General features: G+C 71.0%; 19 protein-coding genes. 5 read left to right on the top strand and 14 right to left on the bottom strand.

The features are described from left to right. The first annotated feature begins 26 nt into the window (after positions 1-26). Positions 27-902: an HhH-GPD family protein gene (locus BJ979_RS11775; RefSeq protein WP_343046684.1), complete on the top strand. Its 876-nt coding sequence runs from the start codon at positions 27-29 to the stop codon at positions 900-902. A gap of 58 nt (positions 903-960) precedes the next feature. After that, positions 961-1869, top strand: a complete 909-nt coding sequence (locus BJ979_RS11770) for an Fpg/Nei family DNA glycosylase (protein ID WP_179568070.1) — start codon at positions 961-963, stop codon at positions 1867-1869. 42 nt (positions 1870-1911) lie between these two features. Here the strand turns inward: BJ979_RS11770 and BJ979_RS11765 are convergent, their stop codons facing one another. The 4 genes from BJ979_RS11765 to BJ979_RS11750 all read right to left on the bottom strand — a co-directional run bounded on the left by BJ979_RS11765 (position 1912) and on the right by BJ979_RS11750 (position 6247). Then, entirely contained in the window at positions 1912-2481 is a 570-nt protein-coding gene (locus tag BJ979_RS11765) for a dihydrofolate reductase family protein (protein ID WP_179568068.1), read from the bottom strand. 64 nt (positions 2482-2545) lie between these two features. After that, positions 2546-2992 carry a 30S ribosome-binding factor RbfA gene (rbfA, locus tag BJ979_RS11760; RefSeq protein WP_179568066.1) on the bottom strand — a complete coding sequence of 149 codons (447 nt, stop codon included), beginning with the start codon at positions 2990-2992 and terminating at the stop codon, positions 2546-2548. Positions 2993-3105: 113 nt separating this feature from the next. Continuing rightward, on the bottom strand, positions 3106-5856 hold the full coding sequence (gene infB, locus BJ979_RS11755) for a translation initiation factor IF-2 (protein WP_179568064.1): 2751 nt from the start codon (positions 5854-5856) through the stop codon (positions 3106-3108). Positions 5857-5956: 100 nt separating this feature from the next. Next, entirely contained in the window at positions 5957-6247 is a 291-nt protein-coding gene (locus BJ979_RS11750; RefSeq protein ID WP_179568061.1) for a YlxR family protein, read from the bottom strand. Positions 6248-6363: 116 nt separating this feature from the next. On the opposite strand from BJ979_RS11750, the gene pnuC reads away from it, so the two are divergent. Then, positions 6364-7041: a nicotinamide riboside transporter PnuC gene (gene pnuC, locus BJ979_RS11745; protein WP_179568059.1), complete on the top strand. Its 678-nt coding sequence runs from the start codon at positions 6364-6366 to the stop codon at positions 7039-7041. Next, positions 7038-8177: an AAA family ATPase gene (locus BJ979_RS11740; RefSeq protein ID WP_179568057.1), complete on the top strand. Its 1140-nt coding sequence runs from the start codon at positions 7038-7040 to the stop codon at positions 8175-8177. Before pnuC ends, BJ979_RS11740 begins: the two co-directional genes overlap by 4 nt. A 94-nt stretch (positions 8178-8271) precedes the next feature. On the opposite strand, the gene nusA is transcribed toward BJ979_RS11740, so the two are convergent. After that, positions 8272-9252, bottom strand: coding sequence for a transcription termination factor NusA (gene nusA, locus BJ979_RS11735; protein ID WP_179568055.1), 981 nt, complete (start codon positions 9250-9252; stop codon positions 8272-8274). 203 nt (positions 9253-9455) lie between these two features. Between nusA and BJ979_RS11730 the strand changes: the two genes are divergently transcribed. Beyond that, a complete protein-coding gene (locus BJ979_RS11730; RefSeq protein WP_179568053.1) occupies positions 9456-12083 on the top strand; it encodes a LamG-like jellyroll fold domain-containing protein in 2628 nt (875 codons plus the stop codon). An 81-nt stretch (positions 12084-12164) separates the two neighbouring features. On the opposite strand, the gene BJ979_RS11725 is transcribed toward BJ979_RS11730, so the two are convergent. The 9 genes from BJ979_RS11725 to BJ979_RS11685 form a co-directional block, all read right to left on the bottom strand. Further along, complete coding sequence (locus BJ979_RS11725) at positions 12165-13928, bottom strand: proline--tRNA ligase (protein WP_179568051.1); 1764 nt, start codon at positions 13926-13928, stop codon at positions 12165-12167. A 46-nt stretch (positions 13929-13974) separates the two neighbouring features. Beyond that, positions 13975-14964 (bottom strand): hypothetical protein, encoded by a 990-nt coding sequence (locus tag BJ979_RS11720; protein WP_179568049.1) that lies wholly within the window; start codon positions 14962-14964, stop codon positions 13975-13977. 1 nt (position 14965) lies between these two features. Next, positions 14966-16048 (bottom strand): VWA domain-containing protein, encoded by a 1083-nt coding sequence (locus tag BJ979_RS11715; RefSeq protein WP_179568047.1) that lies wholly within the window; start codon positions 16046-16048, stop codon positions 14966-14968. Then, entirely contained in the window at positions 16045-17061 is a 1017-nt protein-coding gene (locus tag BJ979_RS11710) for a vWA domain-containing protein (protein WP_179568045.1), read from the bottom strand. The genes BJ979_RS11715 and BJ979_RS11710 overlap by 4 nt, the downstream gene beginning before the upstream one ends. Continuing rightward, on the bottom strand, positions 17052-17534 hold the full coding sequence (locus BJ979_RS11705) for a hypothetical protein (RefSeq protein WP_179568043.1): 483 nt from the start codon (positions 17532-17534) through the stop codon (positions 17052-17054). The genes BJ979_RS11710 and BJ979_RS11705 overlap by 10 nt, the downstream gene beginning before the upstream one ends. Positions 17535-17573: 39 nt before the next feature. Next, positions 17574-18461, bottom strand: a complete 888-nt coding sequence (locus tag BJ979_RS11700) for a DUF58 domain-containing protein (RefSeq protein WP_179568041.1) — start codon at positions 18459-18461, stop codon at positions 17574-17576. 5 nt (positions 18462-18466) lie between these two features. Further along, positions 18467-19402 (bottom strand): AAA family ATPase, encoded by a 936-nt coding sequence (locus tag BJ979_RS17665; protein WP_246287124.1) that lies wholly within the window; start codon positions 19400-19402, stop codon positions 18467-18469. Positions 19403-19979: 577 nt separating this feature from the next. Further along, a complete protein-coding gene (ispG, locus tag BJ979_RS11690) occupies positions 19980-21134 on the bottom strand; it encodes a flavodoxin-dependent (E)-4-hydroxy-3-methylbut-2-enyl-diphosphate synthase (RefSeq protein ID WP_179568037.1) in 1155 nt (384 codons plus the stop codon). 58 nt (positions 21135-21192) lie between these two features. Next, positions 21193-22659 (bottom strand): M50 family metallopeptidase, encoded by a 1467-nt coding sequence (locus BJ979_RS11685; RefSeq protein WP_343046683.1) that lies wholly within the window; start codon positions 22657-22659, stop codon positions 21193-21195. Between the last annotated feature and the right edge of the window lie 8 nt (positions 22660-22667).

Raw genomic sequence — 22667 nt, 5'->3', positions numbered from 1 at the left:
ATGCGCGCTCCGCCTACGCTGGACGGGTGGACCTCGCGCAGACGATCGCCGACTGGTTCACCCGTGAGAAGCGCGATCTGCCATGGCGGCGGCCCGGCTTCCCGGCGTGGGGTTCGCTGGTGAGCGAGTTCATGCTCCAGCAGACGCCGGTGATCCGCGTGATCCCGCGGCTGGAGGAATGGCTGGTGCGCTGGCCGACGCCGGCCGACCTCGCCGCCGCGCCCGCCTCCGAGGCGATCCGCGCCTGGGATCGTCTCGGCTACCCGCGCCGCGCCCTCGCGCTACACGGCGCAGCCGTCGCGATCACCGAGCGGCACGGCGGGGTCGTGCCCGCCGATGTGGATGAGCTGCTCGCCCTGCCCGGCATCGGCCCGTACACAGCTCGGGCCGTCGCCGTCTTCGCCTACGGTCACCGGCATCCCGTCGTCGACACGAACGTGCGCCGCGTGCTGGCTCGGGCCGTTCGCGGTGTCGCGCTGCCCGGTCCGCCCTCGACGAAGCGCGACCTCGCCGAGATGGAGGAGCTGCTGCCGGAGGATCGCGAGCTCAGCGTGCTCGTGAACGCCGGCACGATGGAGCTCGGCGCGATCGTCTGCACCGCCCGCGCGCCTCGCTGCGAGCTGTGCCCGATCGCCGCGGCCTGCGGCTGGCGCGCCGCCGGCTACCCCGAGCCCGAGCCTGATGCCCCGCGTCCGCCGCGGCAGAAGAAGTACGAAGGCTCCGACCGTCAGGTGCGCGGCCTGGTGCTGCGCGAGCTGCGCGGGGCCGACATCCCGGTGCCGGATGCCGCGCTGCGAGCGATCTGGCCGCATGCTGCGCAGCTGGAGCGCGCGATCCGCGGGCTCGCGGCCGACCGGCTCATCTCCGGCTCTGCCGAGACGGGCTGGACGCTGCCCGATTGAGTGGACGGCGCGCTCGCCCACCCGTGACTCTGTCGGCGGTGGGAGGCAGGATGGGCGCATGCCCGAGCTGCCGGAGGTGCACGCGCTCGCGACCGACCTCGGTCGGCGGATGGGCGGGCGCACGGTCGAGCGGATGAGCGTGCTCGCGTTTCCGGCGCTCAAGACCTTCGATCCGCCCGTCGAGGCGCTGAGCGGGCGGCAGGTCACGCGGGTCGACCGCCACGGCAAGTTCCTCGATCTCGTGCTCGAGCATCCCGCCGGCGGCACCGAGGACAAGGCGGACAGCAGTGCCGGCGCGCCGCTCCACCTGATCCTGCACCTGGCCCGCGCGGGCTGGATCCGGTGGCGAGCGGACGTCCCCAAGCCGGTGACGAAGCCGGGGCGCTCCCCCATCGCCGCACGACTCGTGCTCGACGACGGCAGCGGCTTCGACGTGACCGAGGCCGGCACCAAGAAGAGCCTTGCGATCCACGTCGTGCGCTCGCCCGAGGAGGTTCCCGGCATCGCGCGGCTGGGGCCGGATCCGATGGCCGACGACTTCGACGAGGAGCGCTTCGCCGCGATCCTCGCGACGCGCGGTCGCGAGCAGATCAAGGGCGTGCTGCGCAACCAGTCGGTGTTCGCGGGCATCGGCAACGCCTACTCCGATGAGATCCTGCACACCGCCCGGATGTCGCCCTTCGCGCCGGCGAGCATGCCCGCCGAGAAGGTGCAGGTGCTCTTCGCGGCGCTCCGCTCGACGCTGAACGACGCGCTCGAGCGGGCCGACGGCCTCGCCGCCTCCGAGCTGAAGTCGGAGAAGCGCAGCGGGATGCAGGTGCACGGCCGCACCGGCGAGCCCTGCCCCGTCTGCGGCGACACCGTGCGCCAGGTGATCTACAGCGACTCGACGTTCCAGTACTGCCCCACCTGCCAGACCGGCGGCAAGCCGCTCGCCGACCGGGTGCTCTCGCGGCTGCTCAAGTAGTCGGCGCCCCGAGACGGTAGACCGGGCGGCGGTCGAGCGTCGTCAGACGCGGCGGACGCGGTACTCGGTTGTGATCTGACCGGCCGGATACGCGCGCGTCGACACATGCGTGAGCGGCAGCATCGCGAGACCGGGCGGCGTGACGGGGCGCCCGCCGCCGATGACGACGGGCAGGGTGCGGAACCGCACAGTGTCGACCAGATCGGCGCGGAAGAGCGAGTCGGTCAGCGTGAGACTCCCCCACACGATCACGGCGCCGCTGTACTGATCGAGCAGCCGGCGGGCGATCTCGACGCCGTCGCCGGTCTCCACCTGGGCGGGTGCGTGGCTCCCCCAGGGCGCCGCCGTGAGCGTCGAGCTGACGACGTGCTTCGGCAGCGAGTTCATGGGCCCGGCGGCCGGCTGGCTCTCGACGGTCTCATTCGGCCAGAACCCGGCGAACATCTCGTAGGTGCGGCGGCCCATCAGGATCGCGTCGACGCGCTCCAGCATGATCAGCTGATCCGTGTCGACCTCGCTCGGGTCGGCGACGCCCATGAAGGACATGCCCCCCTCGTCATCCACCGCCTTGCCGTCGGCGCTGACGATCTGCTCCACGATGAGCCCGCTCATGCGGCCACGCTAACCCCGAGCCCCGCTCGCGTCCAGACCGGACGCGAGCGGGGCTCGGCGGGCATCAGTCCTCGTCGTCCTCGTCGTCGAGCTCGCGCGGCTTCACGTAGGGGTCCTCTTCGCCGGCGTAGTGGGCGCCCGAGGCGAGCGCCGCCGAATCCGAGTCGCGCTGGGCGGCCTCGCGCAGCAGCGACGAGATGCGGTCGGCGTTCTCGGGGATCGCGTCGGCGATGAACTCGAGGCTCGGCGTCAGGCGGGCCGTGATGTTGCGGCCGACCTCGGTGCGCAGCATCCCGGTCGCCGCCTTCAGAGCGGCAGCCGAGTCGGTGCGCTCCTCGTCGGTGCCGTAGACGGTGTAGAAGATCGACGCGTGCTGCAGGTCGCCCGTGACGCGCACATCGGTGATGGTCACGAAGCCGAGACGCGGGTCGCGCAGCCCCTTCTCGAGGCGCTTGGCGACGATCTCCTTGATGCGGTCGGCGAGCTTCGCCGCGCGGGGGTTCTCACCCATGAGTCACAACTCTCTGTCGGTTCCCCGATCGTGCCGCGCGGGGCGCGGCCGGGGCAAGTCGGGAAGGGCCCCGCCCTCGCGCGAGCGAGTGCGGGGCCCGGTGAGCCGGAGGCTTACGCCCGCGGCTTCTCCTTCATCTCGATGGTCTCGATCTCGTCGCCGATCTGGATGTCGTTGAACTTGCCGAGCCCGATACCGGCCTCGAAGTCCGTCTTGACCTCGGTGACGTCGTCCTTGAAACGACGCAGCGACTCGATCGCGAGGTTGTCGCCCACCACGACGCCGTCGCGGATGACCCGCGCCTTCGCGTTGCGGGTGATGGTGCCCGAGCGGACGAGCACACCGGCGATGTTGCCGAACTTCGAGGAGCGGAACACCTCGCGGATCTCGGCGACACCCGACTGGACCTCTTCGTACTCCGGCTTGAGCATGCCCTTGAGCGACGACTCGATGTCGTCGAGCGCGGAGTAGATGACCGAGTAGAAGCGCACGTCGATGCCCTCGCGCGCAGCGCGCTCGCGGGCCTTGACGTCGGGGCGGACGTTGAAGCCGATGACGATCGCGTTGTCGATCGTCGCCAGGTCGATGTCCGACTCGGTGACGGCACCGACACCGCGGTGCAGGATGCGCAGCTGGACGCTGTCGTCGACCTCGATCTTGAGCAGGGCCTCCTCGAGCGCCTCGACGGCACCGGAGACATCACCCTTGATGATGAGGTTGAGCGACTCGACCTTGCCCTCTTCGAGAGCGCGGGTGAAGTCCTCGAGCGAGATGCGCTTGCGGGCCTTGGCCAGCTGGGCGTTGCGCTGAGCGGCTTCGCGCTTCTCGGCGATCTGACGGGCCGTGCGGTCCTCCTCGGTGACGAGGAAGGTGTCGCCGGCGCGGGGCACGGTCGACAGACCCTGCACCTGCACCGGACGCGAAGGCCAGGCCTCCTCGACCGCGTCGCCGTTCTCGTCGTGCATCGCGCGGACGCGGCCGTAGGCCGTTCCCGCGACGATCGCGTCGCCGACGCGCAGCGTTCCCGACTGGATGAGCACGGTCGCCACGGCGCCGCGTCCCTTGTCGAGCTTCGCCTCGATGGCGACACCGCGGGCGTCCTTGTTCGGGTTCGCGCGCAGGTCGAGACCGGCGTCGGCGGTCAGCAGGACCGCATCCAGGAGCTCGGTGATGCCCTTCTTCTGGATCGCCGAGACGTCGACGAACATCGTGTCGCCGCCGTACTCCTCGGCCACGAGACCGAACTCGGTGAGCTGCTGGCGCACCTTGGCGGGGTTGGCCCCCTCCTTGTCGATCTTGTTGACCGCGACCACGATCGGCACGTTCGCCGCCTGGGCGTGGTTCAGCGCCTCCACCGTCTGCGGCATGATGCCGTCGTCGGCCGCGACCACGAGGATCGCGATGTCGGTCACCTGCGCACCACGGGCGCGCATGGCGGTGAACGCCTCGTGACCCGGGGTGTCGATGAAGGTGATGGCGCGCTCGATCTCCTCGTGCTCCGTCCACACCTGGTAGGCGCCGATGTGCTGCGTGATGCCACCGGCCTCGCCCGCGACGACGTTCGCCTGGCGGATCGCGTCGAGCAGCTTGGTCTTTCCGTGGTCGACGTGACCCATGACGGTGACCACCGGAGGACGGATCTCGAGATCCTCGTCGTCCTCGTCGGCGAGCTCCTGCTCGATGTCGATGTCGAAGGCCTCGAGGAGCTCCTTGTCCTCGTCCTCGGGCGAGACGACCTGGATCTTGTAGCCCAGCTCCTCGCCGAGGATGCCGAAGGTCGCCTCGTCGAGCGACTCGGTCGCGGTCGCCATCTCACCGAGGTGGAACAGCGCCGTGACGAGCGCACCCGGCTGCACCGGGATCTTCGTCAGGTTCTCGATCTTGTCCGCGAGGTCGCTGATCGAGGCGCCGCGACGCAGACGCAGGACCGCGCCGTTGCCGCGAGGGATCGCGACGCCGCCGAGCTGCGGGGCATCCCGCATCTCGAATTCGGCGCGCTTCGTCCGCTTCGACTTGCGGGCACGGCTCTTGCCGCCGCCACGACCGAAGGCGCCGGCCGTGTTGCCACGACCACCGCGACCGCCGCCGCCACCGGGGCGACCGGCGAAGCCGCCGCCCGGACGGGGACCGCCGCCGCCGGCACCGCCGGGAGCGCCGCCGGGACGACCGGGGCCGCCGGGACGCTGCTGGAACGGAGCACCGGGACGACCGGGGCCGCCGGGACGCGGAGCGCCCGGGCGCGGGGCGCCGGGACGCGGAGCACCCGGACGGGGCGCTCCGGGACGCGGAGCGGCCGGACGCGGGATGCCCGCGCCGCCGCCGGGACGCGGCATGCCCTGGCTCGACGAGAAGGGGTTGTTGCCCGGGCGCGGGGCGCCGGGGCGAGCCATCCCCTGGCTCGAGGCGAAGGGGTTGTTGCCGGGGCGCGGGGCACCGGCGGGGCGGGCCCCACCGGGACGCGGAGCGCTGCCAGCGTCGCCACCCTGCTGGGGCGAAGCCGGACGGGCGCCGCCGGGCTTGGGCGCCGCGGGGGCGCTCGGCGCCTGGGCGGCCGGCTTCTCGGCGGAGGCCGGAGCGGCAGCCGGGGCTGCGGGCTTCTCGGCGGCCGGGGCGGCAGGTGCCGCGGCCGGCTTCGGCGCGGCGGGCGCGGGGCGCGGGCCGGGCTTGGGGGCGGACGAGGCGGGCTTCGCCTCGACCTTCACACCGTCGGCCTCGAGCGCTGCCTTCAGGCGGCGCGCGACCGGCGGGGCGATGGAGCTCGAAGGACTCTTGACGAACTCGCCCATGTCCTTGAGCTTGTCCATCGCAAGCTTGCTGTCGATCCCGAGTTCATTCGCGATCTCGTGTACGCGTGGGTTGGCCACAATTCTCCTGTCGGGGGTCCACCCCGGACAGGGTGGACGTCATCGAATGACGGAACTCATCTCGAGCCGCTCATTACTTGTCCATGCTCTTCAGACCGTTTCAGTCCTGGGATCCGCATCGGGCGAGATCCTCTGCCGTCGTCGGAACCAGTGAGGTGTCGAGACCGGGCTCACGCAGCGCGCGCCCGAAGGCCCGGCGGTGGAGGGCGGTCTCGATGCACCCGAGATGCGGATGCACCCAGGCTCCTCGGCCCGGGAGTCGTGTCGCGGCATCGGCCACGACCCGTCCGTCGCGCGCGGCGAACCTCAGAAGAGAGGTTCGGGGAGCACGCTGCCGGCAACCCAGGCAGGTTCTGACAGGGGTCAGTCTAACGTGCTCGACGGTGTCCATGTGTCCGCCAGGCTACCGGCGCGGCGCGGCACGCTCCGCCGAGAGCGGACGATCACGCTCCGCGGCGGTGTCGCGGTGGCTCGACGGGCCGGCCGACCGGCAGAATGAGCGCTCGTATGGATGCCGCGCTCGACCTCCTGAATCTGCCCCTGTTCACGATCCTCGGCGAGCACGTCACGGTGCTCGAGATCTTCGGCTTCGTCACCGGCGCGCTGTGCGTGTGGGCGGTGAGCCGGCAGTGGATCTGGAACTGGCCGGTGGGGCTCGTGAACAATCTGGCGTTCCTGCTGCTGTTCTTCGGTGCCGGGCTCTACGCCGACGCGAGCCTGCAGGCCGTGTTCTTCGTGCTCGGCGTCTACGGCTGGATCGTCTGGGCGCGCCGCCGCCGCGGCGGCGGCGGAGCGGATGCCCTGCTCGCGCCGATCCAGCGCGCCGGGCGCCGCGACGTCGTGATCGCCCTCGTCGCGACGGCGCTGGGCACGGTCGCGGTCGCCTGGCTGCTCGCGACCGAGACCGACTCCGCCGTTCCCTGGCCTGACGCCTTCGTGCTCAGCGCCTCGCTCGTCGCGACCTGGCTGCAGGCACGCAAGGTGCTCGAGCACTGGTGGATCTGGATCGCGGTCGACCTCGTCTCCGTTCCGCTCTACATCGTCAAGCACCTCTACCTGACCGCGATCCTCTACACGGGCTTCCTCGCGCTCTGCGTCTACGGCCTCGTCGGCTGGCGGCGCGACTGGCGTCGGCAGCAGGCGGTCGCCGGACGCTCCGCCGATCCTGCGGCGATCCCCGCATGACCGGCACGGCATCCACCACCGGACTCGTGATCGGCAAGTTCTACCCGCCCCATCTCGGCCACCTCGCGCTCATCGAGCGCGCTGCCGGAGAGGTGGATGCGCTGGCGGTGCTCGTGCTGGCGAGCACGATCGAGTCGATCCCGCTCGACGACCGCGTCGCCTGGCTGCGCGAGGCCACCTCGGCGCTGCCCGGGGTGACCATCATCGGACTGCCGGACGACGGCGCCGTCGACTACGACAGCGAGGCGGCGTGGGTCGCGGAGTCGGCCCGGATGTCGGCGGCCGTCCGCGCCGCAGGGATGGGCTCGCTCGACGTCGTCTTCACCTCGGAGGGCTACGGCGAGGAGCTCGCGCGTCGCCTCGGCGCCCGGGCGGTCACGCATGACGCGCGCCGCTCCGGTGTGCGCGTCAGCGGCACCGCGGTGCGCGGCGACCTGCTCGCGAACTGGCAGCTGCTGCCGGAGACGACGCGACGCGGTCTCGCGACGCGCGTGATCGTGGTGGGAGCCGAGTCCACGGGCACGACGACCCTCGCCGACGCGCTCGCGGCGCACTACCGCGATCATCCCCGCTGGCCGCATCCGGGCCTCGCCGCGGTGCCCGAGTACGGCCGCGAGTTCACCTACCTCCTGCACGCCGAGGCGAGCGTCGCGGCCGAGACCGCGGGCCGACCGGCGCCGAGCATGGACGACCTGGTCTGGCGGCCCGAGCACTTCGCGCTCATCGCCCACGAGCAGAACGCGCGCGAGGAGGAGGCCGCCCTGGCTCTGCCTCTCGTGATCGCCGATACCGACGCCTTCGCGACGACCCTCTGGGAGCGGCGCTACGTCGGCGAGCACAGCATCGCCTCGGCGACGGCCGGCGGCGCCACGCTCCCCCGCCGTGACCTCTACCTGGTCACGGACCACGTCGACGTGCCCTTCGTGGACGACGGCTGGCGTGACGGCGAGCACATCCGGCCCGCCATGACCGGCTGGTTCGTCGACGAGCTCACCCGCCGCGGCGCCTCGTGGATCCTGCTGCGCGGCAGTCACGAGGAGCGCCTCGACTACGCGACGCGGGCGGTGGATGCGCTGCTCGCCCACCGCCGCAGCTTCGCGAGCCCGCCCTGGGACGAGCCCACGATCCTGGCTTAGCCCTCGCGTACGGACGCGAACGGCCCACCGCACGCCAGAGGGCGTCCGATGGGCCGGAATCGCGCCGACGCGGTGTCGGCCGCGGCTGAGCCGCTCAGCTCTCCATGACGGAGTCGGGCTGGATGTCGATGCGCGCGCCGGTCAGCTTGGCGGCCAGGCGAGCGTTCTGCCCCTCCTTGCCGATCGCGAGCGAGAGCTGGTAGTCGGGCACGAGGGCGCGCACGGCCTTGAGCGACTCGTCGACGACGAAGGCGCTCGTGACCTTGGCGGGCGACAGCGCGCTCGCGACGAACGTGGCGAGGTCGCCCGACCAGTCGACGATGTCGATCTTCTCGGCGCCGAGCTCGGCGGTCACCGCGCGCACGCGCTGGCCGAGCTCGCCGATGCAGGCGCCCTTGGCGTTGATGCCGGGCTCGGTCGCGCGCACGGCGAGCTTCGTGCGGTGGCCGGCCTCGCGGGCGAGGGAGGCGATCTCGACCAGGCCCGAGGCGATCTCGGGCACCTCGAGTGCGAAGAGCTTGCGCACGAGGCCCGGGTGGGTGCGGCTGACGGTGATCGAGGGCCCCTTGAGGCCCTTGGCGACGCTCGTGACGTAGACGCGGATGCGCTGGCCGTGCACGTACTCCTCGCCCGGCACCTGCTCTTCGGGCGGCAGGATCGCCTCGATCGTGCCGAGGTCGATGTGGATCATGCGCGGGTTCGGGCCCTGCTGGATCACGCCGGCGACGATGTCGCCCTCCTTGTTGCGGAACTCGCCGAGCACCTTGTCGTCGCCGATGTCGCGCAGGCGCTGGTTGATGACCTGCTTGGCGGCGAAGGCGGCGATGCGGCCGAAGTCGTCGGGCTCGTCGACGGCCTCGCCGATCTGCTCGCCGTCGTCATCGAGCTCGGGCACGAAGACCTTGACGTGGCCGCTCTTGCGGTCGAGCTCGACGCGGGCGCGGAAGTCGGGGCCCTGGTCGACGTGCTTGAGGTAGGCCGTGAGGATCGCCTGCTCGATGATCTGCACCAGCTCGTCGAACGGGATCTCCCGCTCGCGTTCCATGAGCCGCAGCACTCCGAGGTCGATGTCCATGAGAGGGCCTCCCGCTATTCAGATGACGCACCCGGAACCCGGGGTGCGACTGATCAGCCTAGCCGATGCTCCGACGCCGACCACGCCGTCGACTACGACTGTCGGTCACCCGGAGGACATAGCCGGTTCACAGCCCGATGACAGCGTTGTCACGCTCCGCGATCGCGGCGCACACCACCACCATCGAGACCACGAGGACCCCCGTGATCCGTTCACCGTTCCGTGCCCGCGGGCACGCCACGTCGCCGCACTCCGCGGCCCCGACCCGACGCGCCCTGGGCGCCGTCGCCGCACTCGCCGCCGCCGGCGTCGTCGCCTCTCTCGCCGCCGCTCCCGCGGTCGACAGCGCGAGCGCGGCCACGGCGCCCGCCGCGCCTCGTGCGGCCGCTGCCGACCAGGGCTCGCGCTTCACGCTCGCCGTGCTGCCCGACACCCAGTTCTACTCGCGCTACTCGGCCTCCGAGTTCGTGCCGCGCTACGGCAAGGATCCCTTCCAGACCCAGACGCAGTGGATCGCCGACCACGCCGACGAGCTCAACATCCCCTTCGTCGCGCACCTCGGCGACGTCGTCGACCAGGTCGGCCAGTCGGGCGAGTGGGATGCCGCCGATCGCGCCATGACGGTGCTCGAGGACGCGAAGATCCCGTACTCGATCCAGCCCGGAAACCACGACGTGCTCGACAGCTCCGACAACAAGATGGACACGAGCTACGACCTCGCGAGGGAGCCCTATCTGCAGCACTTCCCGGTCTCGCGCGCAGCGGAGCAGGACGCCTTCGGCGGCGCCGACAGCACCGGCCTCAACCGCTACAGCCTGTTCGAGGCGCAGGGCCAGACCTTCATGCTGCTGCAGCTGAGCTGGCGCGCCTCCGACGAGACCCTCGCCTGGGCCGACTCGGTGCTGAAGCAGCATCCCGACGTGCCGGTCATCATGACCAGCCACGAGGTGCTCAACATCGCCGCGGACGGCGTCAGCCCGTCGGAGACCGGCTACGGCCTGCGTCTCTGGGACGGCTTCATCCGCAGCCACGACCAGGTCTTCCTCACCCTGAACGGCCACTTCCACGGCGCGACCCGACTGACGAAGACCAACGACTTCGGCAACCCGGTCACCGAGATCCTCTGGGACTACCAGATGGCCTACGAAGGCGGCAACGGCTACCTCGGCCTGCTCGAGTTCGACCTCAGCGGCGACCGCATCGTCGCCCGCACGGGCTCCCCGTGGGTGCTCTCCAAGCCGACCGACGCGCTGACCTCCTACGACCAGCCGATGATGACCGCCGACGGCAACCAGTTCGAGCTGCCGCTCGACTTCGGCCAGCGCTTCGCGCGCTTCGCGCCCGGCTTCAGCGACGGCCCGGCCGACCAGGGCGACCTGTCGGCGAAGGCCACCTCGCTGTTCACCGACGGCTTCACCGCTCCCCCGGCCTCCACCCGGGTCGAGGCGGGCGGCGCCGGCGACTACCGCCGCGTCGACGGCACGGTGGCGCACTGGCGCTTCGATGGAGCCCCCGGCCCGGTGGCCGAGGGCCAGGTCTTCGCGGATGTCGCGGGCGACTCCGACCTGCACCGCGTCTCGATCGCCGAGTCGGGTTCGACCGGCGCGCAGGTCGACGACGTGACGCTGATCCCGCAGGGTGATCCGTTCTCGTCGTCGGGTGCGGTCTGCTTCGCGAACTCCGACCAGACGACCGGACGCTTCAGCTACCTCGCGACCGAGGCCGGCGCCGCGGCGAACAAGCACAAGCTCGAGAAGGGCTACACGATCGAGAGCTTCGTCAAGATCGACGAGGCCTGGACCGCGACCAAGAACGGCTGGATGAAGGCCGTCGTGCGCTCGGGCAACCGCTCGCACCTCGACGGCATGCCGGTCAGCCGCTGGGACTACACCGCCTCCCCGGCGGCACTCGGCCTGTCGAACCTGCGCGAGTTCCAGTGGACCGAGGTGCCCGCCGACACCACCAAGGGCGACCGCACGGCCTGGTCGGGCGAGATCATCCCCGGCCGCTGGTCGCACGTCGCGATCGTCAACGACGCCGAGGCCGGCACCACGACCATGTACGTCGACGGCGCCCCGGTGCTGCGCAACGGCCGCGACACCGGCGGTCAGAGCATCGAGGAGACCATGCCCTGGATCCTCGGCGCCGACTTCGTCGACGACAAGGCCCGCAACGGCTGGGCCGGCTGCATCGGCGAGACCCGCGTGATCGACCATCCGACGGGCGCGTCCGACTGGCTCACGGCCCGTCCCGCACTCGACGCGGGCTTCACGACCTCGGCCCCGACCGGAACCGTGCAGGCGGTGACCTCCCTCTCGGGGACCGGAGCGCCCGGCGCGACCGTCAGCCTGAGCGGCGACGTGCAGGGCACCGCCACCGTGAGCGAGAAGGGCGAGTGGATCATCCCTCTCATCACCGCAGGCAGCGGCGGCGCCGCCGGCGCCGGACGTGCCTCGACGGCCGTCGGACCGACCGGGCTCACGGCCGGGGCGTACCGCTACGCGCTGGTGCAGGGCTTCGGCACGCGCGTGTCGAGCCCGCTGACCGGCGGCTTCACCGTCGCGGCGGTCGGCGACCCGGGTTCCGGTGACAGCGGCGCGGGCTCCGGCTCGGCCGGCGGCTCGAACGGCGCCGCGGATGCCGGCTCCGGAACCAGCGGACGCGACGGCCTCGCCGCCACCGGCGTCAGCGCCCAGGCCGGGCTGATCGCTGCGGCGCTCCTGCTGGTGACGGGCCTCGTCGCCGTGGGCGTCACCGCTCTGCGACGCCGGCGCCTCGCCGGCGGAAGCGCTGTCGGAAGCGCTGTCGGAGGCTCCGTCGAGAGCGACTGACCGCAGGACTGACGACAGGAAGGGCCCCGGGATCTCTCCCGGGGCCCTTCTCGTTCCTCCGCCGCGCGCCGGCGACGCCGCTCAGCCGAGCAGCGCCGCGACCTCACTCGCGGGCACGTCACGGCGCTCGCCGCTGCGGCGGTCCCAGAACTCGACCACGCCTTCGCCTGCGTTGCGACCGGCGATCACGATGATCGGCACGCCGAGCAGCTCGGCGTCGCCGAACTTGACGCCGGGCGAGACCTTCGGTCGGTCGTCGAACAGCACGTCGTGGCCGGCGGCCTCGAATTCGGCGCTGAGCTTCTCGGCCAGGTCGAAGGCGACCTCGTCCTTGCCCGTCGCGACCACGTGCACGTCGAAGGGCGCGACCTCCTTCGGCCAGAGCAGGCCGCGGTCGTCGTGCGTCGTCTCGGCGATCGCGGCGAGGATGCGCGTCACGCCGATGCCGTACGAGCCCATCGTGACGGTGACGAGCTTGCCGTTCTCGTCGAGCACCTTGAGCCCCAGGGCCTCGGCGTACTTGCGGCCGAGCTGGAACACGTGGCCGATCTCCATGCCGCGCTCGAGGTGCACGGGACCCGAGCCGTCGGGGGCGGGATCGCCCTCCTTGACCTCGGCGGTCTCGACGACGCCGTCCCAGTCGAAGTCGCGACCGGCGACCAGGCCGAAGACGTGCCGACCGTCGCTGTTCGCGCCGGTGATCCAACCCGATCCCTCGACCACACGCGGGTCGACGACGAAGCGGATGCCGGTGGCCGACTCCTCGCCGAGCACGGCGCCCTCGGGCGACCACGGACCGATGTAGCCCTTCACGAGGCCCGGGTGTTTGAGGAAGTCCGCCTCGGTCGCCGCCTCGATCTCGGCCGGCGCGAAGGCGACCTCGGCGCGCTTGGTGTCGACCTCGCGGTCGCCGGGAACACCGACCACGACGAGCTCGCGGCTGCCGTCGAGGTGCGTGAGGGCGAGCACGACGTTCTTGAGGGTGTCGGCGGCCGTCCAAGCCCGACCATCCGGGCGCGGGTGCTTCTCGTTCGCGAGATCCACCAGGGTCTGGATGGTGGGCGTGTTCGGGGTGTCGAGCACCTCCGCCGGAGTGAGGCCCGTGGAGTCGCGCGAGGGCGGCGCGACCGTCGTGAAGGCCTCGACGTTCGCGGTGTAGCCGCCCTCCGAGCGCACGAAGGTGTCTTCGCCGATCGGGGTGGGGTGCAGGAACTCCTCCGAGCGCGAGCCGCCCATCGCGCCGGCGTCGGCCTGCACGATCACGTACTCGAGACCGAGACGGGTGAAGATGCGCTCGTAGGCGTCGCGCTGGGCCTGGTAGCTCGCATCCAGACCTGCGTCCGAGGCGTCGAAGGAGTACGCGTCCTTCATCGTGAACTCGCGACCGCGCAGCAGGCCGGCACGCGGGCGGGCCTCGTCGCGGTACTTGTCCTGGATCTGGAAGATCGTCAGCGGCAGGTCCTTGTACGAGGAGTAGAGATCCTTCACCAGCAGGGTGAAGACCTCCTCGTGCGTGGGAGCCAGCAGGTAGTCGGCGCCCTTGCGGTCCTGCAGGCGGAAGATGCCGTCGCCGTACTCTTCCCAGCGGCCGGTGGTCTCGTAGGGCTCGCGCGGCAGCAGCGCCGGGAAATGCACCTCCTGCGCGCCGGCCGCATCCATCTCCTCGCGGATGATGGTCTCGATGCGCGCCTTCACGCGCAGACCGAGCGGCAGCCACGCGAACACACCCGGGGCCTGGCGGCGGATGTAGCCGGCGCGCACCAGCAGCTGGTGGCTGGCGACCTCGGCATCGGCGGGGTCATCGCGCAGCGTGCGGACGAAGAGACGAGTCAGGCGTGTGGGCACGTGCTCCAGCGTACCGAGAGCGCGGCTCCCGGCACGCCGGAACGGCTCACCAGGGCTTGTCGGAGCGCGACCCGCCGGAGCTGTTCTCGTCGCCGTGCTGGTCGCGGTTGCGACCGGCCTGCTCGTCGCGGCCCTTCAGCTCCCCGAGCTTGTCGCCGAGCGTCTTGCTCGAGTCGCCGTCGTCGCTGCCGTTCGACCCGCCGCCCCCGGAGTCGTCGCCCGGCTGGCCGGATCCGTTGCTCGGCTGTCCCGAGGGCTGCCCCGACGGCTGACCCGAACCGCCGCCCGGCTGGTCCGACGGCTGACCCGAGCCGCTGCTCGGCTGACCGGAGGGCTGGCCGCCCTGCCCGCCCTGGCTCGGGTCCTGATTCGGATCCTGGCTCGGGTCCTGATTGGGGTCCTGGTTCTGGTCGGCCCCGCCCGACTCCTCGAGCTTCTTGTTGAGGCGCTCGATCGACGACTCGCCCTTCTTCACGAAGGGCTTCGACTCCGCGCAGTCCTTGTCGACGGCCATCTGCCACTGATCGCGGGCCTCGAACCAGGCGGCGCGCGCGTCGTCGGTCTGCCCGGCGGCCTTCGCGGCATCCCCGATCTTCTCGGTCGTGAGCTCGAGGTTCGCGACGGCCGGGCAGTACTGCTCGATCGAGCCGGCGTTCTGCACCGAGGTCGCGAGCTCCTTCTTCGACTCCGGCAGCAGATCCGCCTGACCGTAGGCGGTGCCCAGGTTGTAGTGCGGCAGGTACTGATCGATCGGATTGAGACTCACGCCCCAGCGCGCCCAGCTGACGGCCGCGCGATAGTCCTTCTGGTCGTAGGAGTTCGACACCCCGAGCTGGATGATCGCGTTGACGAAGGTGCCGACCGCGAACAGCCCGACCGGCACGACGAGCAGCAGCGAGACGCCGAGCATGCGCCGGCGCAGGCGGCGGGCGTCTTCGGAGGGCGCGATCAGCCGCGCCCACGGCGTGCCGGGTCCAGTGGCCGGCTCGGCCTCGACCTCGACGGTCGGGACGTCCTTCTCGGCGGTGGCGCTCATCTCAGTTCACCTTCTTCGGCTTCGCGGTGCGGAGCTCCGACAGCTGACGCCAGCCGATGAAGAGCTCCCACGCCAGCAGCAGGAACGCCGCGATCGCGGGGACCCAGTACAGGCGCTCGGCGATCGACAGCTTCTTCACCTCGACCTGCTCGCCGAGGCGATTGCCCACATCGGGCAGCGTCGGCGATGAGCCTGGCGCACGATGCTGGTACCCGACTCCGAGGTCGGAGGCGATCTTCTTCAGCACGGTCTCGTCGATCTTCGAGATCGCGGGCTGGCCGGTCGTGGGATCGACCAGGTACGGCGGCTCGGTCGGGCTCGCCGAGGGGTCCGGCTGCGGCGGGGTCGACGGGGGCGCGTTGGGGTCGCTGTAGAGCTCGTCGTACTGGTCGTCGACGAAGATCTCGGGGTTGTTCTCGCGCATCGGGCCGCCCTGCGCCGTGCCGTAGCCGAGCACGGCGCCGGCGTCGAAGAGCCCCTTCGCAGCCGAGAAGCTCTGAGCCCCGTCGACCGTCGCCGTCTGCTCGCCGTCGCCCATGTAGACCACGACGCGCACCCGTGAGGCGTGCTCCTTGCGCGAGGACTGCAGGCGCTCCGCGAGCAGATCGTTCGCCTGGTAGGGCGTCGAGCCCTGCGAGTAGTCGGTGATCTCGACCTGCAGGGTGTCGGCGAGGGAGAGCAGCGCATCCGGATCGGCGATGAGCGGAACCCGCACCTGCGCGGCGCTGTCGAAGGTGATCAGGCTGTAGCGCGCGCCGCCGTACTGCTCGACGACCGACCGCAGGTCCTGCTTCATCAGGTCGAGACGGGTGCGCCCGTCGCCGTAGTCCTCGGCGTTGGAGCTCGTCGTGGTGTCCATGACGATGAACACGTCGACGTCGGAGCGGATCTCCTTCGTCGTGCCGCCGGGGATCGCCGGTCCGAGCGCGGCGACGCCGAGCAGGAGCACCGCGACGAGGCGCCGGATCGGCGAGATGCGCGAGCGCATCCCCCCGGCCCGCACGATCTGCCAGACCGTGAAGACGAGCGGCGGGATCAGCAGGACGACGATCCAGCCGATGCTGATGACCGGGTCGAAGATCACGTGCGCATCCTCCATCCGATGAAGGCGACAAGCCAGACCGCGAGGATGCCGACCACGAGGGCGCCGCCCGGCTCGTCGGTGATGACCAGGCGCGGCGTGCCCTTGAGCTTCGACGCCTGATCGGCGAGCACGCGCTTGACGATCTCATCGGCCGCGCGGGCGTCGTCGAGGCCGAACAGCTTGCCGCCGGTGGCCTCCGACTCCTGCTCGAGCTCGCGCTTCTCCGGCGTGGAGATGCCGAGGAACGACGGCGTCAGCGCGTAGACCCGCACCTTGCGCTCCTGCGCGAACCTCGACGCCTCGTCGAGCGTGACGAGCGGCTCGCCGTAGAGCTCGTTGTCGGTCGCGAGCAGCACCGTGCGCGAGCGCTCCGAGTCGGTGTTGTCGAAGCGCAGCACGCAGCTGGCCAGACCGTCGCCGATGAGCGACGAGCCGCTGCCGAGCAGGGTGCCGCTCAACAGATCGAAGCTGCCCTCCTGCGGGTCCGGGTAGTAGCCGAGGCGATCGGCCTCGGCCGCCGCATCCGCCACCGTCTTCAGCTGCTCGTCGACGTAGCTGTAGTCGTCGGTGAGCGGGAAGACCTGCACGGCGGAGGCGTTCCAGATGACGAGCGAGATGCGCTCACCCGAGAAGCCCTTCGCGATCGTGCGGAACTGGTCGAGCACCTCGGCGTCGTCGCCGAGCATCGACCCGGAGACGTCGAGGCAGAGCACGATGTCGCGATTCGCGGTCTCGGTGGTGACCACGTCGGTGGTGACCGGACGCGCGGCGACGATGGCGAGACCGCTGAGCGCGAAGAGACTCACCGCGATGAGCCCCGCGAACAGCACGCGGCCGCGGCGATACGCCCTGCGGTACTCGGGCAGGGCGAACAGACGCTCGACGTGGGCGGCGGCCAGGACGGTCGTGTCGCTACGACGGCGACGGCCGCGCGACACGATCAGGTAGACCGCGAAGCCGGCGACCACGAGCCCCAGCAGGGCGAACGGCATCCAGCCGAAGACTAGCTCCATGCCTGCACCACTCCTCTCGCGGAATCGAGCGCCGGTCCGATGTCCTCGTCGGCATCGGGCGCGAACGCGATCGGGTACCAGCCCGAGACGGCGTCGGCGATCGGCACCAGCCGGCTCTCGCGCAGCTCCTCGAGGGTCATGCTGCGCGCGTCGATGCCGGTGCGCTGGTAGCCGAAGTCGCGCACGATCTCACTGAGCTCGATGTGCGCGTCGCGGGTGTCGATGTCGCCGGCCTCGAACTGCCGACGCACGCGGTCGATGCGCGCGAAGGCCTTCGGGCCCGCGTCCGGCGGGGGCACGTAGCGCTTGATCACCGGGGCCGGCGGCGCCTCGACGGGGCGCGCGGCGCGCTTCGCGATCACGCGCGACAGGATGATCCAGGCCGCCAGCAGCAGCAGGAAGACCGGCAGGATGATCCACCAGAACCAGTCGTAGACCTGGGGCGGGAAGTACGGGTCGACGGGGTCGTTCATGACCGCGCACCTCCCCCGGAGTCCGCGACGCCACGACGCTCAGATGCCGGCACGGGAGCGCCTCCTCAGCAGGTTGAGCAGCGTCGGAACGACCGCGTCGATGCTGCCGACGCGGGCGTGCGAGACGGCGAGCCGGGTGAAGAAGGTGCGCTGCGAGTCGATGCGCCACGTCGCGGCCTCGGCGTAGAGGCGGCGCAGCTTGCGGTCGGAGCGGAAGATCGTCGGGATGAGCTGATCGTCTTCGACGCCGACGATCTGACGACGGCTGCCGTCGCCGGAGATCAGATCGAGGTCGGCGACGGTGATCCACAGCAGCTCGTGGCGCACGCCGAGAGCCTTGAGCGTGTCGTCGAGGTCGTCGGGCGGCATCAGGTCGTCGGCGACGACCACGAGGATGCCGCGGTTGCGCAGCACCCGCGCGACGTGGCGCAGCAGCTCGGTGATGTCGCTCTGCTCGCCGTCGAGCGTCGTCTCGTCGCGGATGCCGCGCAGCAGCGATTCGAGGTAGCCCTCGGTCGACTTCGGCGGACGCACCCGCACGCGCCCGTCGGCATGCGTGATCATGCCGACCGAGTCGCCGTGCTTCAGGGCGAGGAAGCCGAGCACGCCGACGATGTCGATCGCGAGGTCGCGCTTGGCCTCGCCGCCCTCGGCGACCGCCGCCATCCCCCGCCCGGTGTCGACGAGGAAGAGCACATCCTGACGCCGCGTCTGCAGGTAGCGCTTCACGAGCGGCTGCCCGGTGCGGGCGGTCGCCTTCCAGTCGATGTCCTCGACCTGGTCGCCGGGCACGTAGACGCGCAGGTCGTCGAAGTCGAGACTGCGACCGACGTGCAGCGAGGCGTACGCGCCGTCGAGCAGGTTCGTGGTGCGTCGGTTGGCGTGGATGAACAGCCGCGACTTGACGCGCGGGAGCAGGGAGGCCATGCCGCTTACGGGGTCGGGATCGCGGCCACGATCGCGTCGATGATCTGCCACGACGTGACCTCGAGGGCATCCGCCTCGAAGGTCAGCACGACGCGGTGGCCGAGCACGCGGCGCGAGAGCTGCTTGACGTCTTCGGGGATGACGTAGCCGCGGCCCTGCAGCAGGGCCAGCGCACGGGCGGCCTGCAGGAAGGCGATCGAGGCACGGGGGCTCGCGCCGTAGTCGACCAGGCGGGCCCAGTCGGCGTTGATGACCGAGGCGGGGTTGCGGGTCGCCTGCACGATGGCGATCAGGTACTGACGCACCTGGTCGGCGACGAAGACCTTCTGTCCGGCCTGCTGGATGAAGCGCACGTCGTCGAGCGTCAGCGGATCCGGGTCGTGGTCGTCGCGGTCGAAGACGCCGCTGTCGATGCGGCGCAGGATCTCGAACTCGTCGGCCGGGTTCGGGTAGTCGAGCACCTCCTTGAGCAGGAAGCGGTCGAGCTGCGCCTCGGGCAGCAGGTACGTGCCCTCCTGCTCGATCGGGTTCTGCGTCGCGATGACCAGGAAGGGCTCGGGCAACGGGTAGATCGTGCCGCCGATCGAGGTCTGACGCTCCTGCATCGCCTCGAGCATCGCGCTCTGCGTCTTCGCGCTCGAGCGGTTGATCTCGTCGAGCAGCACGATGTTGGCGTGCACCGGGCCGAGCTGGGTGACGAAGCGCGAGTTCGGCGCGTCGTAGATCTGGGTGCCGAGGATGTCGCTGGGCAGCAGGTCGGGCGTGCACTGGATGCGGCGGAACTCCGCCTGCACGGCCGTCGCGAGCGTGCCGGCCGCGGTCGACTTGGCGAGACCGGGGACGCTCTCGAGCAGGATGTGCCCGCCCGCGACCAGCGCGGTCATGATGCTCGTGCGCAGGGCCTGCTGGCCGACGACCTTGCGGGCGAAGGCCGCCGACATCCGCTGCACGATGCGGGCGGAGCGCTGCAGGTCGGCGTCGGTCAGCTGCACCTCGGAGACGCGTGGCGCCGCGGCTGCCGCGGCAGCCTCGCTCGCCGCGGTCGGCGTCGGGGTGGGCCCGAAGCCGGGCTCGGTGCCGTCGTGGCGGATGGGCACCTGCTGCTGCACCGGCTGGCCGACCGGCGCCGGGGCCGCGGGAGCAGCCGCGGGAGCAGCCGCCGGAGCAGCTGCGGGAGCCGCCGCCGGTGCGGCTGCGGGAGCCGGGGCGGGCTGACCGGCGGGCGCCGGCTGGCCTGCAGGAGCCGGCTGGCCTGCGGGAGCGGCGTGCCCGGGCTGCGGAGCCTGAGCGGGCTGCGCCGGCTGGCCGCCCGGCGCGACGGGGTGACCGGGCGCCGACCAGCCGGTGTTCGGCTGCGGTGCGGGGCTCTGCGGTGCGGGGTCGGTCACTGATCTTCCTCCGGGAGGGGCGGCAGGTGTCCAGTCGAGCCTAGGCGACCGGACGTTCTCTCGAATTCTGCGGGAGCGGGTGTGGGCTGACGATGGGGACGCGTGCCCATGCGGTGGGCCGCGCGGCGGATCAGGACGTGACGACCTCCGGCGAGCCGACCGGAGCATCCGCTCCCATCTCGTCGGCGAGGCGCTGGGCCTCGAAGATCAGGGTCTCGACGATCTCCGACTCCGGCACGGTCTTGATGACCTCGCCCTTGACGAAGATCTGACCCTTGCCGTTGCCCGAGGCGACGCCGAGGTCGGCCTCGCGTGCCTCGCCCGGTCCGTTGACGACGCAGCCCATGACGGCGACGCGCAGAGGCACGGTCACGTGCTTGAGCCCCTCGGTCACGTTGTCGGCGAGCGAGTAGACGTCGACCTGGGCGCGACCGCACGAGGGGCAGGAGACGATCTCGAGCTTGCGCTCGCGTAGGTTGAGCGACTGCAGGATCTGCAGGCCGACCTTGACCTCCTCGGCGGGCGGCGCCGAGAGCGAGACGCGGATCGTGTCGCCGATGCCCTCGCTGAGCAGGATGCCGAAGGCGGTCGCGCTCTTGATCGTGCCCTGGAACGCCGGGCCCGCCTCGGTCACGCCGAGGTGCAGCGGCCAGTCGCCGCGCTCGGCGAGCTGACGGTAGGCCTTCACCATGACGATCGGGTCGTTGTGCTTGACCGAGATCTTGAAGTCGTGGAAGTCGTGCTCTTCGAACAGGCTCGCCTCCCAGACCGCGCTCTCGACGAGCGCCTCCGGCGTGGCCTTGCCGTACTTCTCGAGCAGGCGGCGGTCGAGCGAGCCGGCGTTGACGCCGATGCGCAGGCTCACGCCCGCATCCTTCGCGGCCTTCGCGATCGCGCCGACCTGGTCGTCGAACTTGCGGATGTTGCCCGGGTTGACGCGCACCGCGGCGCAGCCGGCGTCGATCGCCTGGAAGACGTACTTCGGCTGGAAGTGGATGTCGGCGATGACCGGGATCTGGCTCTTCTTCGCGATGATGTGCAGCACATCCGCGTCGTCCTGGCTCGGGCAGGCCACCCGCACGATGTCGCAGCCCGAGGCGGTGAGCTCGGCGATCTGCTGCAGCGTCGCGTTGATGTTCGTGGTCGGCGTCGTGGTCATCGACTGGACGCTGACGGGGGCGTCGCCGCCGACCAGCACCTTGCCCACCTTGATCTGGCGGGACTTGCGGCGGGGGGCGAGCACCTCGGGAGCCGGTTTCGGCATCCCGATGTTGAGAGCGGGCATGGTCGTCAGGTTACGCGGGTGAGGTGACGGCTGTCTGGACGGCGCACGGCGCTCAGCGTCAGGACAGCTTCACCGGGTTGACGATGTCGGCGTACATGAGCAGCAGGCTCGTCGCGCCGAGGACCACGACGATCACCATCGTCAGCGGGATGAGCCGCGACAGGTCGAAGGGACCCGGGTCGGGACGCTTGAACAGCTTCGCGACGCGCCGGCGCAGCGACTCCCAGATCGCGCCGAGCACGTGGCCGCCGTCGAGCGGCAGCAGCGGGATCAGGTTGAAGACGAAGAGGGCGATGTTGACGCCGCCGATCAGGCTGATCAGGCTCTGCGCGCGGGCCGCGACCGGGGTCTGGTCGCTCGACGAGATCTCGCCGGCGATGCGGCCGACGCCGATCAGCCCGATCGGGCCGTTCGCGTCGCGTTCTCCCCCGCCGAAGGCCGCCTTCGCGACGCCGACGATGCGGTCGGGGAAGTTGAGGATGACGTTGCCGACCGCGGTCACGTTGTGCCAGACGTACGGCAGCACCGTCGCCGGCGACTGCGCCTCCTGCTGCTGCTGGGACACGATGCCGATGAAGCCGACCGTCTCGGTCTTGTACGAGCCGTCGGCGTTCTTGACGGGGTTCCCGGCGTCGTCGACGACCACGACCGTGTTCGGGATCGGAGTCAGCGACAGGGTCTTGCGCGCGCCGTCGCGGTCGACGACCACCGTGACCGGGTCGCCGAGCGACTTGCGGATGATCGCGGTCGACTGATCCCAGCTCGTCACCGCGGTGCCGTTGACGCTGACCAGGCGATCGCCGGGCTTGAACCCGGCCGCCGCGGCGGGCGAGGGGTCCAGGCCGTCGCAGCTGCTGGTGTCGCTCGCGGTCGACGGCACCACGCACTTGCTCACCGAGGCGATCGTGGTGCTCGAGGTCGGGAGCCCGAAGCCGCAGAGCACGATCGCCGTGCAGGCGATGCCGATCAGAAGGTTCATGGTCGGACCGCCGAGCATGACGATGATGCGCTTCCACGGCGAGAGCTTGTAGAAGACCCGATCGGCGTCGGCGGGGTCGAGCTCGTCGCCGGCATTCTCACCCTCCTGCACGAGCGTGTCGAAGAACCCGGTCGTGGAGCTGCGGACCGTGGTGGATGCGCCCTCCGCGTCCGACCGCGTCGCGCGGGCGCCGATGCCGGCGTCCTCGACCGCTCCCGGCGCGAGCAGCGACTCGGCGGCCAGCTCGGCGTCGAGCGCGTCCGACGAGGTCTCACGCCGACCCCAGCGGCGCTTCCGCGGCTTCTCCGGCGGGTACATGCCCGCCATCGAGATGTAGCCGCCGAGCGGGATCGCCTTCACGCCGTACTCGGTCTCGCCCACCTTGCGCGACAAGATCGTCGGGCCGAAGCCGATCATCCACTGGCCGACCTTGACGCCGAAGATCTTCGCCGGGATCAGGTGGCCGAACTCGTGGAGCCCGATCGAGATGGCGACGCCGAGCGCCACGATGACGACGCCCAGGATGAACAGCAGCACGGACTCCACGTCGGGAA

Source organism: Schumannella luteola (assembly GCF_013408685.1).
Classification (GTDB): domain Bacteria; phylum Actinomycetota; class Actinomycetes; order Actinomycetales; family Microbacteriaceae; genus Schumannella; species Schumannella luteola.
This window is presented reverse-complemented; position numbering and strand designations above follow the sequence as displayed.

What these genes read in the sequence shown, in the direction of transcription:
- BJ979_RS11750 (WP_179568061.1), bottom strand. Translation starts at nt 6,247, where the DNA reads ATGGACACCGTCGAGCACGTTAGACTGACCCCTGTCAGAACCTGCCTG.
- BJ979_RS11710 (WP_179568045.1), bottom strand. Translation starts at nt 17,061, where the DNA reads ATGGAGCTAGTCTTCGGCTGGATGCCGTTCGCCCTGCTGGGGCTCGTG.
- pnuC (WP_179568059.1), top strand. Translation starts at nt 6,364, where the DNA reads ATGGATGCCGCGCTCGACCTCCTGAATCTGCCCCTGTTCACGATCCTC.
- rbfA (WP_179568066.1), bottom strand. Translation starts at nt 2,992, where the DNA reads ATGGGTGAGAACCCCCGCGCGGCGAAGCTCGCCGACCGCATCAAGGAG.
- BJ979_RS11770 (WP_179568070.1), top strand. Translation starts at nt 961, where the DNA reads ATGCCCGAGCTGCCGGAGGTGCACGCGCTCGCGACCGACCTCGGTCGG.
- BJ979_RS11705 (WP_179568043.1), bottom strand. Translation starts at nt 17,534, where the DNA reads ATGAACGACCCCGTCGACCCGTACTTCCCGCCCCAGGTCTACGACTGG.
- BJ979_RS11720 (WP_179568049.1), bottom strand. Translation starts at nt 14,964, where the DNA reads ATGAGCGCCACCGCCGAGAAGGACGTCCCGACCGTCGAGGTCGAGGCC.
- BJ979_RS17665 (WP_246287124.1), bottom strand. Translation starts at nt 19,402, where the DNA reads ATGTCGGCGGCCTTCGCCCGCAAGGTCGTCGGCCAGCAGGCCCTGCGC.
- BJ979_RS11740 (WP_179568057.1), top strand. Translation starts at nt 7,038, where the DNA reads ATGACCGGCACGGCATCCACCACCGGACTCGTGATCGGCAAGTTCTAC.
- BJ979_RS11765 (WP_179568068.1), bottom strand. Translation starts at nt 2,481, where the DNA reads ATGAGCGGGCTCATCGTGGAGCAGATCGTCAGCGCCGACGGCAAGGCG.
- BJ979_RS11700 (WP_179568041.1), bottom strand. Translation starts at nt 18,461, where the DNA reads ATGGCCTCCCTGCTCCCGCGCGTCAAGTCGCGGCTGTTCATCCACGCC.
- nusA (WP_179568055.1), bottom strand. Translation starts at nt 9,252, where the DNA reads ATGGACATCGACCTCGGAGTGCTGCGGCTCATGGAACGCGAGCGGGAG.
- ispG (WP_179568037.1), bottom strand. Translation starts at nt 21,134, where the DNA reads ATGCCCGCTCTCAACATCGGGATGCCGAAACCGGCTCCCGAGGTGCTC.